This is a genomic window from Nocardia sp. NPDC047648 (genome assembly GCF_040642815.1).
Taxonomy (GTDB): Bacteria; Actinomycetota; Actinomycetes; order Mycobacteriales; family Mycobacteriaceae; genus Nocardia; species Nocardia gamkensis.
The window spans coordinates 156679-174550 of the sequence record NZ_JBEYSX010000017.1 but is presented as its reverse complement, the minus strand read 5'-3'; the positions used below and the strand labels follow the sequence as shown (position 1 = coordinate 174550).

Below are 17872 nucleotides of genomic sequence, written 5' to 3'. Positions count from 1 at the left end.
CTCCTCGCGGTGAGGATCTGCGCAGTGTGGCGGTGGCTAGGGCCGTGCAGTCGGCGCTGTTTCCGGCCGTGCGGAACCGAGCCCGTTCGCGCGTCTTCTACTCGGGGATTGCTGCGGTGCGCGGATACGAGCGCCCCTACGTTGCCAGTTCCAGACGGGTACGAGTTCGGTATTCCCATCGAGAACGCGAACGAGAATGCGTATTTGATCGAGATCGATGCCCACAGGCGCCAGATGCTGGAAATACCGACCACCGTCCGATCCCGCCGGAGTGCGTGGGTCGACTTGGCTGGGTGGGAAGGCGATGAGCAGGTCGGTCGCTGTCCGGATACCGAGTTGACGCAGTTCGACCCGGGTTCTGGTGCCGGCGCGAACGCCGGGGCCGAGACTACCGCCGAGTTGCGCGGTCCAGCTGGGGTCTTCGGTCGAAGGGTGGGACGACGGCTTGTCACCGAAGCGCAGGGACCGTCGGCGTTCGTGCCGTGTCACTTCGCTGTGATCGAGGTGGAAGTAGAGCTGAGCCTGGTCGATCCAATCCACCAGACGGCCCAGCGGGACACGCGTGTGAAGCATGACATCGATGAGATTCGCCGTCACCAGACTCTGCATGTCTTCGATGCCTTCTTCGATGAGCCGCGATTCGTACCACACGTTCAGGCCATCGAGCTGATTGAGCGGATAGTGCGGTGTGAGTTGGGGTACTGCGGCGCGGAGGGCGACCGCGGCGGTCCTGTGCAGAGCGTAGACGCCGATGATCGGGAAGGAGCCGACGACGAAGGCCACCGCCGATCGAACGCCGGGTTCCAAGCTGTCGATCAACTGGTGCAGAGGCACCAAGGTGGTGAAGACGACGATAATCCGCAAGAGCGCGGAGGCATACGCACTCGGCCGGAGGTCGCTTTGGAAGAAACGCCGGACGAGGCTCTGGACGGTGAACGCGTAAGCGCCGAGAAAGCCGAACTTGAAGATGTCCCACACCGTGGCGGGGTTATCGACGAAGTCCAGATCCCAAAGGGTCGCGGTCCAGCAGGTCGCGAAACCGATCGTCGCGAGGAAGACCGGAAACAGAGTTTCGGTCTTGACCGCGAAATCGGATCCACCCGCGGAGGACACCGCGCGCCCGTAGTAGGCGTTGAATTTCTGCCGGTAGATATTGTAGTCGTCTTCTTGGAGGTAGCCGCCGTCCGCGATCCATTCCTCGTAGAACTCGGAGGATCGCGGTGGCCGGGGCAAGTATTTCGGCTCGTCCACCGCGAGCCGGTGAAGGTTGAGGACGTACTCGTTCCACAAGGCACCCGCGCGCTGGCCCAGAAATCGGATGTACAGCCAGCTGGGCAGGAAGGAAAGCACCCAGACGATGAAGATCTTCAGCACTCCGGTGGACAGGTCGTCTACCGAACTATGACGGCGGAATCCGCCCCACACGGTGAGAAAAGCGAAAAAGATCGGGACGACGATCAGAACATTCATCCACACGAGGACGACTTCGCGGCTGAACCACCCCCACGACCGGCTCCGCGACGCCGGACGACCGATGGGCGTGCGCCCCGCGACGGGGTCGGCGATACCTCGGGTCAGCGCGAGCAGGGACTCTCGCGCGTGCGGGTGCTCGTGCAGCGCTCGATACAAGTGCTCGGTGAGGCGTTTGCGGCTGCCCCTGCTGCCCGTGGCCTCGACAAGAGGGCCGAGCGCGGGGTCGCTGCGGAACAATTCGCCGAGTTCTGTGTCGATGGCGTGAGCTACTCGATCATTCTCGGTGAGAAATCCCGCGACCCGGAGGCGGTAGCTCTGGCTGGCCGGTGATCGAGGTTCGGCACACCTCGATGCCATCGTCAGCGCTTCGGAGAGGTCCTTCGCCAGGACATACGTCGGCGCTGTGGCGTCCATAACTTCTCCCGATGACGGTTCCGGCATTCGAATGGCGTGGCGGCTCTTACGCGAAATCCACGTTAAGCCCGCTCCGGCGGCGGGTGACGCGTAGTCCACTACTCATTTGAGCGCTTGAGCCTCGCGTCGCGCTGTGCGGAAAACGCTTACCGAATCGGACCGGCTCCGCCGCCGCGCAGAATGACTCGATGAGCGAGTAGTCGACTACCCGAATTCGAAATCATCGGACTGAGCACTTCGATGATCGTCGTGCCGGCTGTACGCTGAGATCGTCGATCCGGAATCCGGCATCATTCGCCGGGTTGTCGACATTCCGATAAAATCCTACAGTTACACGAGAGGCTCACTCGATGATCAATACACACACGGTAGTCGCAGGAGACACTCTCTCCGCGATTGCGAAGAAATTTTACGGTCAGGCCGCGCTTTTCGAACTCATCGCCGTGGCCAGTGGCGTTCCGGATCCCGATTCGATACACGTCGGGACGGTGCTGATCCTCCCCGAGGTGAACCGCAAGCACACGGTGGTGCGGGGCGAAACACTGTCCGGATTGGCGGGGCATTTCTATCGCCCGCAGAACTCGCATCTGTTTCCGCTGATCGCCGCGGCGAACGGAATCGACGATCCCGACCGGATCCACCCTGGTCAGGTATTGATCATTCCCGGCATCTCGTACAAAGTCGTTTCCGGCGACACGCTGTCCAAGCTCGCCAAGCGCTTCTACGGTGATGCCACGCTGTTCCCGGTGATCGCCGACGCGAACGAGATCCTGGACCCCGACGTGATTCACGTCGGCCGAGAATTGATTATTCCCCCGAAGAACTAGGAGATAACCATGGCAGCCGAATGGCACACGGTCGTCGCAGGCGAGACCCTGTCGGGAATCGTCAAGAAGAAGTACGGCGATCTGAAATTCTTGCAGAGGATCGCCGACATCAACGGCATCGAGAACCCGGACTTCATCAGAGTCGGCCAGCAGATCATGCTCCCCTTGCGGTCCATCCTCGCCTCGGCGGGCTAGACCGGATGCCGAGTCGTCCTCGCAATTGCGGCGGCCTCCGATCGCTCACCTCGGGACAGCAAGAGCCGACGGTATTGCGGTTGCCCTCCCAGGAGCGGATACACCACTCCTGGGAGGGCAACGTTCTCGCCGCACGACGGGATCGCGCAGGCGACCGGCGACCCGATCGGTCACCCGGCACGAGAGCAGCGGCCAGTGGAATCGTCCGCGTCCGTCAGGGTTTGAGCGGATCGTGGCCCCAGTTCATCAGCGAGTACCGCCACTTGCTGTCGACGAGGTCCCCGGAAGGTCGCTGCTCGAGATGGCGGTGCGCGTAGCCGACGACTTTGCGCATGTGCGCGTAGTCGTCGTCGGTCAGGTCGTTCTTCTCGAGGATGTCCACGATGCGGCGTCCGCTCCTGTGCCCGGTCGACTCGCCGCCGCCTTCCGATTTCTGTCCCACCGATTTCGACTCGTCGGTGTCGAGCCAACGACGCAGTTCTTTCGCCGTCATATTGACAATGTTGTCGAATTCCGCACGCGTGTCCTTCTTATCTGTCGGCATGATTTCAGTCATCCTGCCGATGAAGAGCGTCAGGTTTATGTACGGCGTCACGACCGCTTTTCGCGCTGCGCACCCGGTACTGCGGATCATCTTCGGATGCCCGGACGGTTCGTCCGGCAGCTTCGGTGTCGGATGTGATCACCTCTTCCACCTCGCCTTCGGCGGTACTGCCGTGACTCTTCCATTCCACTTTGTCGCCTTTGCTGAAGGATCGCTCGCTCATGGCAGATTCCTTACCTGATCCCGTTTCCGACGTGCAGGTGGTACCCCGGCCGGGACGACGCAAACCGGTAGCTGAAGCGATGCTGCATCATTTCGGCATCAGGAGGGATCGCGGAATTGAAACCGTGACGTGCGGGTCAGAGGAGTTCTTCAAATGTTCGTTCGAATCCCAGCGCGCCGCGACCGTCGGCGACCTGACGGTCGAGCAGGTTTTTCAAGGGGGCGACGAAGTCGAGGGTGACGTTCGCGTCGCGGCTGGCGCGGTTTATCGCATCCAGCGCGGCTTTGTGGAACGCGATGGATTGGACCGGGTCGGTGTATGCGGTGGTGTCGATGACGGCGCCCTGATGCGGCAGCGACTGGGCCATGGCGCCGACCCACGCGGCGGCTCGTCGGCCGAATTCGGCGGCGGAGACGCCGACGGAGCGCATCATGGCCGCGCCGTGCAGGAAGCCGCCGAACATGGCGTACATGGTGGCGAGCAGGGCGAAGTCGTAGGTCGAGGCGAAGCCCGCGTCTTCGCCGAAGTATTCCGCGGCAGCGAGCAATTCGAGGATTTCGCGGTGGGTGTCGAAGACCGCCCGGGAGCCGCTGTAGAGGATGGAGGCGCCGGGTTGGCCGATCATGGGTGGCACCGCCATGATTCCGCCGTCGAGGTAGTCGCAGTCGTGTCCGGCCGCCCAGGCGGCGAGTTCGCGAGCTTCGTCGGGGGTGGTGCTGGTCAGGTTGATCAGCTGTCGTCCGGCCAGTCGGGCGGCGACGGGGTCGAGGGTGGCGTGCACCGAGGCGTGGTCGAGCAGTACGGCGATGATCGGGCCGTCGGCGCTGATCGCCTCGGTGACGGTCGCGGCGGTGGCGGCTCCGGCCGCGAGGAGTTCGGCGTCCTTGCCCGGGGTGCGGTTCCAGACGGTTGTCGGCACGCCGGCTTTCAGGAATGTCGCGGCCAGTGCCTGGCCCATCGCACCGAGTCCCAGGATGGTCACCGGGGTCTTCGTGGTCTCCGCCATTGCGGGTTCAACTCCTTGGGTTCGAGAAACGTCCTGGTCAGCGCGCTGTGACCAAGACTGCCCATTGCCCGGCGGAGAGGCAAGTACCTACTATTTTGTCCGGTACTTACCAATTGGTTTGTGAGCAGGCAGCGAGGTGGACTGTGGGCGCGAAGCGATCGGGGCCGTACTTCTGCGGTATCGACGCCGCGATGGATGTGGTCGGCGGCAAGTGGAAGGCGCTGATTCTCTGGGAGCTGGCGAACCACGGTGTGCGGCGCTTCGGCGAGCTGCGCAAGGGGCTGCCTGGGGTCTCGGAGAAGATGCTGATCCAGCAGCTGCGGGAGCTGGAGGAGGACGGGATCGTGCGCAGGACCGTCTACCGGGAAGTGCCGCCGCGCGTGGAGTATCGGCTGACCGAGATCGGCGTCGCGCTCAACGCGGCACTGGAACCGCTGGGCGCCTGGGGACGGGACCGGATCGATCGGATCGGGGCGCCGCGGGTGCATCAGCAGCCCTGAGGTGAATCCTTCAAAAGTGAATGTTTCACCCGGGCAACATCGTTCAGCGGAAGATCAAGCTACTAGTTGGTAACTTTGGTTACTTTTGTGCACACCCTGTGTAATTGACGCATAACCGGGCCCGTCGTATGTTCCACGTCACAACTTTTGCAAGATGTGGGTGGCAGCGCAGATGTCGGATGATGGGTATGACCTACGGGTCTTGCTGACGCGGGCGCTCCGCCGGATACAGGAGTTGGAGGCGCGGCCGCAGCGCGAGCCGATCGCCATCGTGGGTATCGGCTGCCGTTTTCCCGGCGGTGCGCAAACGCCGCGGCAGTACTGGGAACTGCTGTCCTCGGGCCGCGACGCGATCGTCGAGGCGCCGCAAAGCCGTTGGACGGTAGCGGATTCCGCTCCTCGGCGAGCGCGGCGACGGGCGGGCCTGCTGACCGGTCCCATCGATGTCATCGATGCCGAGTTCCTCGGCATCGCCCCGCGCGAAGCGGCGTCGATGGATCCGCAACAGCGGCTGGCGCTCGAAGTCGCTTGGGAGGCAATGGAAGACGCGGCGCTGGTACCGGACACCCCGGCCGCGGCCCGCACCGGTGTCTTCCTGGGCGTCAGCTGGCAGGAGTATCAGCGCACGATCACACCGGATTGGGTGAGTTCGGTGGACGCGCACACGCTCACCGGGACGATGTCGAGCATCGTCGCCGGGCGGGTGTCGTATGTGCTGGGTTTGCGCGGTCCCGCCGTGGCGATCGACACGGCGTGTTCGTCATCGCTGGTGGCGGTGCATCAGGCATGTCGCAGCCTGCGGGCGGGGGAGTGCGAGGTGGCGTTGGCGGGCGGGGTTAATCTGCTGCAATCCGAGCTCACCTCGGAGGCGCTGGCCCGCATGGGTGCGCTCTCCCCGGACGGGCACTGTCGTCCTTTCGACGCTCGCGCCAACGGGTATGTGCGCGGCGAGGGCGCGGGAATCGTTGTCCTGAAGACGCTTTCGCGAGCGATCGCCGACGGCGACGCGATCAGGGCGCTCATCCGCGGCTCGAGTGTGAACCACGACGGTCGTTCCATGGGGCTGACCGCGCCGAACCCGACGGCCCAGCGCGAACTGCTGCGCGACGCGCTGACCGACGCCGGATGCGCCGCCGACGAGATCGGTTACGTGGAGACGCACGGCACCGGCACGCCGCTGGGCGATCCGATCGAGATCGAGGCGCTGTCCCAGGTTCTCGGTGCGCCGCGGGCCGACGGGTCGGTGTGCCTGCTGGGGTCGGTGAAGTCGCAGATCGGCCACCTCGAGGCGGCCGCGGGTATCGCCGGGCTGATCAAGGTGGTGCTGCAACTCGAGCACGAACGCGTTCCGCGCCAGCACGATTTCGCCACGATGAACCCCAAGATCACGCTCGACGGCACGGCGCTGGCGCTGCCGACCCGCGATGTCACCTGGCCGCGCACCGAGCGGACGCGGCTGGCGGGCGTGAGCTCGTTCGGTTTCGCGGGCACCAACGCGCATGTGGTGCTGGAGCAGGCGCCCGCACCGCAGCCGCGTGCGGACCCGGAAGGACCGGCGCTGCTCGCTCTTTCGGCACGCACACCGTCCGCGCTCGACATCCTGTCTCACCGCTACGCCGAGCAGTTGGAGCGGCAGGAGGTGCCGCTCGCCGATGCCGCCGCCACCGCGGCGCTGGGACGCACGCATTTCGTGCACCGTCGCGCGGTCGTGGCGCGAACGGCCGAGGACGCGGCGCGCCGGCTCGCAGAACCCTCACCTCGATCGACGGACTCGACGGCGGGCAAGCCGCGGATCGCGATGCTGTTCACCGGACAAGGCGCGCAGTATGCGGGGATGGGTGCGGCACTCGACCGCAGATATCCGGCTTTCCGCGCGGCGCTCGACCGCTGTGACGAGTCGCTCGGACCGCTTGCGGGCGGAATCCGTCTGCGGTCGCTGCTGTTCGAGGGGAACGAAGAATCGCTGACCCGCACCGAGTACGCGCAACCGGCTCTGTTCGCGATCGAATGGGCGTGCACCGAGCTGTGGGCGGCGTTCGGCATTCGACCCGATGTCGTGCTGGGACACAGCCTCGGTGAACTGGTCGCGGCGACGGTCGCTGGGGTGTTCGACCTCGACGCCGGGTTGCGACTGGCCGCCGAACGCGGCCGGTTGATGCAATCGGTGCCCCAGCGCGGGGCGATGGCGGCGGTCTTCGCCGCACCCGAGGAATTCCGAACGCTGTGGGAGGAACTCGCGGCGAGTGCGTCGGTGGCCGCGGTCAACAGCCCCGGACAATTCGTCGTCTCCGGAGCGGTGGACGCGGTGGAGCGGGTGCTGCGAGCCGCCGAGAAACGGTCGATCCGCACGGTGCGGTTGCCCGGCACGACGGCGTTCCACTCGCCTCTGTTGGATCCGATGCTGGCGGACTTCGAGTCCCGGGTCGCCGAGTTGGTGCCCGCTCCGCACATGGCGGCGATTCCGCTGGTGTCGAACGTGACCGGCGCGCGGCTCGAAGGCCCCGTGGATGCCGCGTACTGGCGTGCGCATGCTCGCGGCACCGTCCGTTTCGCCGAGGGCGTGCGCGCGGCCGCCGAGTTGGGCGTGGACGCCTACCTCGAGGTGGGACCGCATCCGGTGCTGCTGGAATTCGGACGGCACGCCGATCCTGATGCGTTGTGGCTGCCGAGTATGCGCCGGACCGCCACCGACGACGAGGTGCTGCTGACCGGTCTCGGCGCGCTGTACTGCGCAGGCGCGGAGATCGAGTGGACCTCGGTGGTACCGCCGGACGCGCGGCGGCGCAACGGTCTGCCCACCTATCCTTTCGAGCGAGAGCGGGTCACTGTGCCGATCGCAGGCACCTCTGCGCGCACCGGATACCTTGCCGAGCACCGGTTCCGAGACCGGGCGGTGGTGCCCGCGGCGGAACTCGCGCTGCGCGCCTTGCGTGCGGCCGGAGGCGCCGGCGACGAGCTGATCGATTTCGTCGCCGCGCGGCCGGTGCCGCTGGAGGAACTGGCCGAGCCGCACGTGTCGGTCGCGGGTGACCGCACCGAAGTGCGCTTTCACGTCGACAACGGCAGTGTCACCGCGGTATCCGCAGCGATTCGCGCCGCCGCGGGTGGCACGCGCGACCCCGGCGAACTGTCCGCGGCGCGGCTCGCGCCGACCACCGAATGGGATGTCGAAGACTTCTATCGTCGCTGCGCGGACGCCGGATTGACGTTCGGTCCACGATTCCGCTGGCTGTCGCGGTTGCAGCTGGGCGAGGGCAGCGTGCTGGCCGAATTGAAACGCCCCGCGGAACTGGCCGACGAACCGGACGCCTGGTTGCCCTGTCTGCTGGATGCCGCAGTGCAGACCGGTCTCGCGTCGGTGTCCAGGGACAGCGACACGGCTCGACTGCCGATCGGTATCGGCCGTTTGCGTTTGTCCAGCGTGAACGCGGGCGCCACTGCGTGGGCGCTGGCCGAGCGCACCGGCCGCACGGTTCGTATCACTGTTTTCGATACCACCGGCGCGGTGGTCTGCGATATCGAAGACGTATGGTTCGCCGAGTCCGGCACTGCCGGGCAATCGCAGGATCGGGATCGCATGTCCGGCCTCACTCACCGCCCGCTCTGGGAACCCGCCGTGGTGTCGCCGACCGGACCGGGCCCGGCGGCCGTGTTGGTGATCGGCATCGGGCAACAGGCCGACCGGCTCGCCGCCGCCTTGCGTGCCGCGGGCACCGATGCGGTGGCAGTGGAGCGCACGACCGACCCGGCCCGGTGGCCCGGCGAGCGGGCAGTGATCTATCTGTCCGATGCCGAAGCGGACGACACTGCCGAAGCGGCGCGTGTGGAAACGCGATTCGCTCTGAACGCTGTGCAACGGATGGCTCGGGCGGTCACCGACGCGCCGCTCTACCTGGTCACCGTCGGGGCAACCGGAGCACTGTCCGGCGAACCCGTGCGCCCGGCCGCCGCAACCCTGTGGGGACTGGGCGCGGTGGTGCGCACCGAGCTTCCCGAGTTGCGCTGTCGCCTGATCGATCTGCCCGACGGCGCGCGCTGCGACGACCACCGCCTGGTGAGCGAAATCCGTTCCGATGCGGCGGACTTCGCGGTTGCTCTGCGCGGACGCCACCGCTACACGATGCGCATGCAGCCCTCCGAGGAACTCGGGGCAGTACCTCAGCTGGATCGTGGCGCGGCGTATCTGATCACGGGCGGTCGCGGAGCGCTGGGGTTGACCGCCGCGCGCATCCTGGCGGAGGCCGGTGCGGGCATGGTCGTGCTCGCCGGTCGCAGCGCCCCTGGCCCGGAAGACGAGCAGGAGATGGCGCGGATCGCCGCCTCGGGGGCGGATGTCGAGACCGCGGTGGTCGACGTAGAAGACCGGGAGGCGTTGTCCCGGTTGCTCGCTCGCTTCGGTCACGAGCTTCCGAGGCTGGCCGGGGTGGTGCATTGCGCGGGTGTTCTGGACGACGCCCTGCTGATCGAGCAGACCCCCGGCCACATCGATCGGGTGTTCGGGGGAAAGGTCGGCGGCGCTCGGCACCTGCACGAGCTGACCGCGGGCAGGTCGCTGGATCTGTTCGTGCTGTTCTCGTCGGTCAGCGCCGTGGTGGGCACGGCCGGGCAGGGCAACTACGCCGCGGCGAACGCGTATCTCGACGGCCTCGCCCGCCTGCGTGCGGCGCAAGGGCTGCCTGCGGTGAGCATCGCGTGGGGCCCGTGGGCGGGCACCGGCATGGCCGCGGGACTGAGCGACTCGGCCCGCCGAGCGTGGGCACGCCACGGCGTCGCCGAACTGGCCACCGAGGACGGTGTTCGAGCGCTGCGCTCGCTGCTGTCGGCCGAGGGAGTCGTCGCGGTATTCCCCACCGTCACCGAAGTACCGGTGGAGCAGGAGGCGATCGACCAGGTCGACGCGCAGGATGTTCGAACCTCGCGTGAGCCCGGGGAACTGCTCGATCTGGTGCGTGCCCACGCCATGACCGCACTCGGCCGCACGACAGCCGTTTCCGACCGCACGCCCCTGCGGGAACTCGGGCTGGATTCGATGATGGCCGTCGAGCTGCGCAACGCGCTCTCCGCTGATCTGGGCGTACGTCTTCCGGCGACCCTGCTGTTCGATCATCCGACCGTCGCCGCGGTGTCCGAGGAGATCGCCCGGCTCGACGCGAAGTCAGCGCCCGGTCGCACGGGTCGAGCACAAGCCGCACATCGACCGACCACGCGCACCTCTGAGCAGCTCACGCCCCCGGTGTACCCACCCGAACTCCCGGTTACACCTAGTACACCGAACGTGTCGCAGCTCACAGCGCACGAAACGAGCGCTGCCGCCGACGATTACGCCGACGCCATCGCGATCATCGGCATGGGCTGCCGCTATCCCGGTGGCGTGCGCGGCCCTGGCGACCTGTGGCACTTGCTCACCACCGAAACCGACGCGGTGACCGAGGTGCCCGCGCAGCGCTGGGATGTGAACGCCGTCTTCGATCCGGACCCGGACGCGGAGGGCAAGACCTACACGCGTTGGGGCGGCTTCGTCGACGGTGTCGAGGATTTCGATGCCGGGTTCTTCGACATCTCCGTCGGCGAGGCGCGGATGCTCGACCCGCAGCAGCGGCTGCTGCTCGAAACGTCGTGGGAGGCCCTGGAACATGCCGGTTATCCCGCGAGCCGTCTGGAAGGCAGCCGGACCGGCGTCTTCGTCGGTCTGATGTCCAATGACTATGCCGAACGGATGGCGCGGGCCGGTGTCGCGCCCGACGCCTGGTTCGGCACCGGCAATCTGTCCAGCGTCGCCTCCGGGCGGCTGTCGTACTTCCTCGGCGTGAACGGTCCGAGCCTCACCATCGACACCGCGTGCTCCTCGTCGCTGGTGACGGTGCATGCGGCGGTGCGCAGTCTGCGCAGCGGCGAATCCGATCTGGCGTTGGCCGGCGGTGCCACCGTGGTGCTCACGCCCTCGCTCGACATCTACTTCGCGCGGGCACGCGGGCTGGCCGCCGACGGCCGGTGCAAGACCTTCGACGCGCGTGCCGACGGGGTGGTCTGGAGTGACGGGGCGGGGGTGCTCGTGCTCAAGCGGCTGGCCGACGCCCAGCGCGACGGCGATCGGGTGCTGGGGCTGGTGCGCGGATCGGCGGTCAATTCCGACGGTCGTAGTCAGGGACTGAGCGCGCCGAATGGTCCGGCGCAGGAACGAGTCATCCGTGCGGCGCTGGCGGACGCGGCAGTCGAGGCCAGCGACATCGAGTACATCGAAGCGCACGGCACCGGCACCGCGCTCGGCGACCCGATCGAGGTGCACGCCCTCGCCTCGGTGCTGGGTGAGAACCGCACCGAGGCCGCGCCGCTGTGGATCGGGTCGGTGAAGTCGAATCTCGGCCACACCCAGGCGGCGGCCGGCATCGCCAACATCATCAAGGTGATCGAGTCGATGCGGCACGAACGCATTCCCGCCTCGCTGCACTTCCGTTCGGGCAATCCACACATCGATTGGGATTCGATCGCGGTCCGCGTCGTCGCCGAGGAGCGCCCGTGGCGGCGATCGCGGCGACCGCGGCGGGCGGGGGTGAGCGCGTTCGGGATCAGCGGGACGAACGCGCACGTGGTGATCGAAGAGGCGCCTCAGGTCTCCGAAACCGGTGCGGTGGCCGATTCCGGGCCCTACCTGCTGGTGCTGTCGGCGAAGAGCGCCGAGGCCCTGCGCGCGCTGGCGGCTCGCTACCGCGATTTGCTGGTCACCCATCCGGAGACGGCATTGCTGGATCTGTGCGCGTCCGCCGCCGTCGGCCGCACACATTTCGGTGAGCGCGTCGCGATCGGCTTCGATACCGCCGCGCAGTTGCGCGCCGCGCTAGAGGATGTCGCCTCGGGAGCGACCGCGAGCGGGTCGGTGGTCGAAGTGACGAGTGGCTCGGTCGAGCTGGGTCGCCGGTATGTCGCGGGAGACGAGATCGACTGGACGACAGTGTATTCGGGTCGCCGGTGGCGCCATGTCGACCTGCCGACGTATCCGTTCCAGCGGAAACGGCACTGGCTGGAGCTCGAGCCGCGCTCGGAGGACACCGGCTCCTCGCACACCTTGCGGCTGGCACCGGAGATGTTCGACGGACACCGGTTGCGCGGCGTGCCGACGGTACCCGCCGCGTGGTTGTGTGTTCGGTTGAACGAGATCGCCGCTCGGTTGCCCGGGGCGTGGGAGGTCGCCGGGCTGCGGTTGATCAAACCGCTGGAGGTCATCGCCGAAGCGGTGGTGCGGGTCGTGCTCGAACCCGGTACGGACGGTTACGACGTGCGCTTCGTCGGCCCCGGCGATGCTCGGACCAGCTTCGCGACAGCCACTCTCATTGCCGCAGCGGATGATTCGGCCCAATCGCACGATGGTGTGACGAGTGATTCGGACGCGCGGGTCTGGCCCGCCTACTACGACACCATGGCCGGGCTGGGCCTCGAGTTGGGCCCCGACTACCGCTGCGCCCTCGACTTCCGGCGGATCAGCGACACCGAGTCCGAGGCCGTGTTCCGCCTGCCGGGCAACGGCAGACCCGTGCTCGACCCGATCGTGCTCGATGCCTGCCTGCACAGCATCGTGGTGACCGCCGACGGAGGCGAAGGGATGTTTCTGCCCTCCGAGATCGGTCGTGCTCGATTCTTCGGCGGTCCGGCGCTCGGAGAATCGGTCGTCCGATGCCGGGTGCGGGTGACCGAACGCAGTGCGCGCGTCATCGTCGGTGACGCCACGCTGCACTCGGCGTCCGGGCGACCGCTCGCCGCTTTGCGGGGGGTGAGCCTGCTCAGCGCGAAGCCCGATGCCGTATCGACAGCCGTCGCAGCCGACTCGTCCAGGCTCGGAGGTCTGCTGCACCACCTGGAATGGGTTCCCGTCGAGGGTGGCGCGTCGGCGAGGGATCAGCCGGCAGGGCGCTGGTTGATCTTCGGTGACGGGCCGGTCGGTGCTGCCGTCGCCGCCGGACTGGGCGCGCGCGGCATCGAAACCGTGGTTGTTCGTCCGGAGGACGAGCACGCGGCCGAGACCGTTTCGTCGGCGACCACGCGCCCGTTCCGAGGCGTCGTGTTCGCGTGGACGTCGGCGTCCGCGCAGACTCGTATCGAAGCCGCCTTGCGGTTGACCCGCGCGCTGGATACGGGGGCGCACCGTCCTGCCGCGCTGTGGTTGCTGACGGTGAACGCCCAGCGCGTCGCACCGGCCGACCGGCCGGATCCCGATCAGGCACTGTTGTGGGGCTTCGGGCGCACACTGGCCACCGAGCACCCCGAGTTCGGATGTCGCTTGCTGGATCTGTCCGCCGGATCGTCCGTCGACAGCGCACCGATCGTCGACGGCTTGCTCGGCGGTCGCATCGGAGAGTTCGCGATTCGGGACGGCCGTTGGCTGACAGCTCGTCTCGCCGACGGCCTCGCGCCCGCCGACGACTACCGGTTGGTCGCGGACCGCTCCGGCGACTTCGACCGGATGCGGTTGACCTCCGCAACGCGGCGCGCACCGGCGTCCGATGAGGTCGAAATCGCTGTCGCCGCGACCGGTCTCAACGCTCACGACCTGTGGGTGGCCTCGGGCATCCATCCGGAAGGTGTGCTGCCGTTGGGCTCGGAATGCGCGGGCCGGATTACCGCGGTCGGCGCCCGCGTCGAGGGTCTCGCGATAGGTGACCGCGTTGTCGCCTTGGCGACTGACGGTTTCGCCCGTCACGTGACGGTGAATGAGGGCATGGTGGCCCGGCTGCCGGATCACCTCTCCTTCGCCGAAGGCGCGACCGTGCCGTACTCCTTCACCGCCGCCTGGCACGCGCTGTTCGACCTGGGCGAGCTGCGCGCTGGGGACCAAGTGCTCGTCAACGCCTCCGCCGACGGCATCGGCATGGCCGCTGTCCAGCTGGCCGCGCAGGTCGGCGCGCAGGTGCTCGCGACCGCCGCGCTGTCTCGCTGGGCTGAGAGCGCGGGTCTACCGGTCACGCGGATCGATACCTGGCGTGTCGACGAGGTGGGCGAACGCGTCCGGGCGGCGACCGCGGGGCGCGGAGTGGATGTCGTCGTCGACAACTTGTCGGACGGATTTTCCGCGCACGCCCCCGAGATCCTGTGCGAGGGCGGTCGATTCGTCGAGGTCATCGATCCGGTACAGACCGGCACGGTTCACCGGCGCGACGACGTCGACCATCGGCCGTTCGATCCGGCCGCTGTCGGCCGGCGGCGGCTCGGCGCGATCCTGCGCGGCGTGATGGACCTGTTCGACCAGCGTGCACTGACTGCGCTGCCGCACGTGGTGCACGGTATCGACCGTGCCGCGGAGGCATTCCGTGCCATGTCGCAACGAAATCATCCTGGTCGCGTCGTGCTGCTCGCCAGAGATAGCCCCGCCGCGCGCTGGGACCGGTTGCCCGAGGGCACCTACCTGGTGACCGGAGGGTTCGGCGGCCTCGGTGCGGCGGCCGCACGGTGGCTGGCCGACCGTGGCGCCCGGCACGTGGTCTTGGTCGGCAGACGCGCACCGGACGCGGCCGGGGAGCGGCTGCTGGAATCGCTGCGCGCCGCCGGAGTCGGTGTGACGGCGCGGCAGGCGGATGTCAGCGAGCGCGCGGCGGTCGCGGCACTGTTGCGCGGCATCGCGGAATCCGAGTTCCCACCGCTGCGCGGCGTGATCCACTGCGCGGGAGTGCTCGACGACGGCGTGGTGACCGAACAGAACTGGTCGAGGTTCGAGACCGTGCTCGGGCCCAAGTATCACGCGGCGCGTCACCTCGACGAGCTCACCCGAGACCAGCCATTGGAACTTTTCGTCACCTACTCCTCGGTGGCGGGCCTGCTCGGCACCCCGGGGCAGGCGAACTACGCCGCGGCCAACGCCGCCTTGGACGCGCTGGCCTGGCGGCGGCGGGCCGAGGGACTGCCCGCGCTGAGCATCGGGTGGGGACCGTTCGCGGATGTGGGTATGGCCGCCGATCGGTCCGATGTCACCGCGCGGCTCGTGCGGCGCGGTCTGCCGCCGCTGTATCAGGACGATGCGGCCGCGGCGCTCGAGCATCTCCTTCGGCATGACAGCACTGCTCCGGGCGTCTTCGAATTCGTGCCGGAACGGTGGTATGCGCACCGGGCGCCGCACGTCGCGATGGCAGCGCCGCTGCGAACCCGACCGGAGACCACCCGGGCATCGCAGCCGCCGGTGGCGTCGAACGACATCGCCTCCCTGGAGGCGCTGGTGCAGCGCGTCGCGATGCGCGTACTGGACAGGGCTGGAGAACTCGATCCGGACGTGCCATTGCACGACACCGGGGTCGACTCCCTCACCGGGATGGAGTTGCGTGCCGCGCTCGCCACCGAGGTGGGGATGCCGTTGCCGGCCGGGCTCGTCTTCGACTACCCGACCGTGCGTGACATCGCGCGGTTCCTGCACCGAAAGGGTGCGGTCGCCTCCACTGGAGGCGAGCACGAAACCGCCGATTACGTGCCTCCGGTTCCGTCCGCGCCTCAGTCTGAGATTTCGGCTGCGCCGCACTCCGCGGTTCCGTCCGCGCCACCCTTCGCAGTCCCACCCACGCCGCAGCCTCCGGTCGCGACCACGACACGCTCTCCGGTCGCGTCCGCGCCGCACTCCGCGGTTCCGCCCACGCCACACTCTGCGGTCGCGCGCACGCCGCAACCTCTGGTCACGCCCACGACTTACTCCGCGGTCACGTCCACGCACCAACTTCCGGTGCCGGGGCCGCGAGAACAGTCAGTGGAGGGGAACATTTCGGCCGAAGGCGCGTCCGGAAGCGACCAGTCCACCAACGACCCGATCGTCATCGTCGGCATGAGCTGCCGTTTCCCCGGCGGAGTGCGCACACCGGAGGAGTTCTGGGACCTGCTGTGGCACGGACGTGACGCGATCACCGAGGTGCCGCCGCAGCGCTGGGACATCGACGCCTATTACGACCCCGACCAGGCGGCCCTGGGCACGATGTACACCCGCTGGGGCGGTTTCGTCGACGGCGCCGACGAATTCGATCCCGCGTTCTTCGGTATCGGCGCGGCGGAGGCGCGCGCGATGGACCCGCAGCAACGCCTACTGCTCGAGACCAGCTGGGAGGCGCTGGAGCGCTCGGGCCGCGCACCCGGCACACTGGCGGGCAGCCGCACCGGCGTGTTCGTCGGACTGTGTTTCAGTGAGTATGCGGCAACACCGACGCGCGCCGCCCAGCCGACCGCGATCGGCGCCTATTCGGTGATCGGTTCGGCGCCGAGCGTGGCGGCCGGGCGCTTGGCCTACGTCCTCGGACTGCAAGGCCCGGCGATGACATTGGATACGGCATGCTCCTCGTCGCTGGTAGCGCTGCAAGCCGCCTCGGACGGATTGCGCGCGGGCCGTTGCGATCTGGCGCTGGTGGGTGGAGTCAACCTCCAACTGGCGCCGGAGACCACCATCGGGTTCTGCCGTCTGGCCTCGCTCTCGCCCGACGGACGATCGCGCGCGTTCGACGCCGACGCCAACGGCTACGTCCGCGCCGACGGTTGTGGCGTGCTGGTGCTGACCCGGCTGTCGCGGGCCCGCCGCAACGGCGACCGGGTGCTGGCCGTGGTGCGTGGCGTCGCGGTGAATCACGATGGCCGATCCAACGGTCTCACCGCGCCCAACGGCCCGGCCCAGCAACGCGTCATCGCCGACGCTCTGGAGAGGGCGGGCGTGCGGCCTGCCGCGGTGGACTATGTCGAGACGCACGGCACCGGCACCCCGCTCGGTGATCCCATCGAGGCCACCGCGCTGGCCGAGGTGTACGGGGCGGGCCGCACGCAGCCGCTGCTCATCGGGTCGGTGAAGACCAATATCGGGCACGCCGAGGCGGCGGCCGGTGTCGCGGGGGTCATCAAAGCGGTGCTGATGTTGCAGCACCACCGGATACCGCCGAGCCTGCACTTCCACACACCCAATCCGCTGATCGACTGGGCCGCACTGCCGCTGGAAGTCGTGCGTGAAGGGCGGGACTGGCCGCGCACCGGCCACGAACCGGCGATCGGGATCAGCTCCTTCGGGATGAGCGGCACCAACGCGCACGTCGTTCTGGCGCAGGGCGATCCGGCGCAGGCGCCGCGACCGGAATCTCCGGCCGCGGAGGTACTCGTCCTGTCCGCACGCGACGAAACAGCCCTCACCGACAGCGCCCGGCGGTGGGCCGACGAAATCGACTCGGCGGGCGCGTTATTCGCGGATCTGGCCTATACCGCCGCGACCGGCCGCACCCATTTCGAAGAGCGGCTCGCGGTGGTCGCCGAGTCCGGCGACGCCGCGGCGCGAGAGCTGCGGAACCGGTCCGGCCTGATTCGCGGCCGGGTGGAGCGAACAGCGCGCGCGAAGGTGGCGCTGCTGTTCACCGGGCAGGGATCGCAGTACCCCGGCATGGCCCGTGAGTTGTTCGATTCCGAGCCGGTCTTCCGCGACGCCCTGCGGCGCTGCGACACGGTGCTGGGACCGATCGCGGACGGAATCGGGCTTGTCGAAGCCGTGTACGGAGATCACGGGCCAGAGTTGCTGCGCAGCACGATGTTCACCCAACCGGTGTTGTTCGCCGTCGAGTGGGCGCTGTGGGAACTGTGGCGGGCATGGGGCATCACTCCGGCGGCGGTGCTCGGGCACAGCGTCGGGGAGTACGTCGCCGCTTGCGCGGCGGGCGCGATGACCATGGAGGACGCCCTGCGCCTGGTCGCCGCGCGGGG

General features: G+C 68.0%; 8 protein-coding genes (1 of these 8 cut by a window edge). 4 read left to right on the top strand and 4 right to left on the bottom strand.

Annotation, left to right across the window (positions count from 1 at the left end):
* Nucleotides 1-36: 36 nt before the first annotated feature.
* Entirely contained in the window at nt 37-1986 is a 1950-nt protein-coding gene (locus ABZ803_RS29685; RefSeq protein WP_357044343.1) for a hypothetical protein, read from the bottom strand.
* Nucleotides 1987-2237: 251 nt separating this feature from the next.
* On the opposite strand from ABZ803_RS29685, the gene ABZ803_RS29680 reads away from it, so the two are divergent.
* Nucleotides 2238-2714 (top strand): LysM peptidoglycan-binding domain-containing protein, encoded by a 477-nt coding sequence (locus ABZ803_RS29680; protein ID WP_357044341.1) that lies wholly within the window; start codon nt 2238-2240, stop codon nt 2712-2714.
* Nucleotides 2715-2723: 9 nt separating this feature from the next.
* Nucleotides 2724-2909: a LysM domain-containing protein gene (locus tag ABZ803_RS29675; protein WP_062970460.1), complete on the top strand. Its 186-nt coding sequence runs from the start codon at nt 2724-2726 to the stop codon at nt 2907-2909.
* A gap of 214 nt (nt 2910-3123) precedes the next feature.
* Here ABZ803_RS29675 and ABZ803_RS29670 read toward each other — a convergent pair whose 3' ends face one another.
* The 3 genes from ABZ803_RS29670 to ABZ803_RS29660 form a co-directional block, all read right to left on the bottom strand.
* Complete coding sequence (locus tag ABZ803_RS29670; RefSeq protein WP_357044339.1) at nt 3124-3504, bottom strand: DUF3140 domain-containing protein; 381 nt, start codon at nt 3502-3504, stop codon at nt 3124-3126.
* Nucleotides 3458-3676, bottom strand: coding sequence for a DUF2945 domain-containing protein (locus ABZ803_RS29665; protein ID WP_357044337.1), 219 nt, complete (start codon nt 3674-3676; stop codon nt 3458-3460). Before ABZ803_RS29665 ends, ABZ803_RS29670 begins: the two co-directional genes overlap by 47 nt.
* Before the next feature lie 136 nt (nt 3677-3812).
* A complete protein-coding gene (locus ABZ803_RS29660; RefSeq protein ID WP_357044335.1) occupies nt 3813-4682 on the bottom strand; it encodes an NAD(P)-binding domain-containing protein in 870 nt (289 codons plus the stop codon).
* A 143-nt stretch (nt 4683-4825) separates the two neighbouring features.
* Between ABZ803_RS29660 and ABZ803_RS29655 the strand changes: the two genes are divergently transcribed.
* Both ABZ803_RS29655 and ABZ803_RS29650 read left to right on the top strand, forming a co-directional pair.
* Nucleotides 4826-5182 carry a helix-turn-helix domain-containing protein gene (locus ABZ803_RS29655; protein WP_357044333.1) on the top strand — a complete coding sequence of 119 codons (357 nt, stop codon included), beginning with the start codon at nt 4826-4828 and terminating at the stop codon, nt 5180-5182.
* Between the two features lie 172 nt (nt 5183-5354).
* Nucleotides 5355-17872: the 5' portion of an SDR family NAD(P)-dependent oxidoreductase gene (locus tag ABZ803_RS29650; RefSeq protein WP_357044331.1), read on the top strand. 9256 nt of this gene lie beyond the right edge of the window; 12518 of the gene's 21774 nt are visible here — the first part of the coding sequence; it begins with the start codon at nt 5355-5357; the stop codon falls past the right edge of the window.